The organism is Priestia sp. P5_B4, from assembly GCF_056400385.1.
In genome coordinates this window covers 1-524 of the sequence record NZ_JBFULJ010001531.1, presented here as the reverse complement: position 1 = coordinate 524, position 524 = coordinate 1, and the positions used below count along the sequence as shown (strand labels likewise).

Here is a 524-nt window from a genome sequence, read left to right as displayed (position 1 = left end):
GAGAACTATTATTTGATTTAATGGATGGAGAAAAGGAACTTTCTTTTAAAAACCAATCGATTACAGTACGTATATGGGTAGGCCGATTTTTTAGGTTATCTATTGTTCCAGATAGCGTATTATCCTCTCGATTATTAAAGAGATGCTGCGGTATTCCTACAATAAAACCATTACGTGCTAAAAACTGGGCAATGGTTCGATAAGCAAGAGGCGTGCTTCCATCTCCATGAGAAATAATGACTAAAGGAAATGATCCATTTGAAAGCGGAGCATCTTGCGCAGCGCTTATCGTGTAAGGTCCCATCTTTTCAACTTGTTCTTCTTGATATGTAGGATACATAATAACGAGAGGCAAGGCGTGTTTATTTGCTTGATCTTCTATATCTACGAATTGACATCCGGCATAAAATGACTGTCTTTCATGTTTTCTTATTTGCACTTATACTCCTCCTCCTTACTTTTAACAATCTTTATTATAACAAACTTATATATGAAATTTTTTTGATTTAGTTCTCTTAAAAAAG

The 524-nt window shown here is 34.7% G+C and carries 1 protein-coding gene; it reads right to left on the bottom strand.

The annotated features are described in order from the left end of the window. A partial coding sequence (locus AC1DRF_RS32000; RefSeq protein WP_477742829.1) for an alpha/beta hydrolase family protein occupies nucleotides 1-439 on the bottom strand: 439 nt, incomplete at its 3' end. Nucleotides 440-524 lie beyond the last annotated feature (85 nt).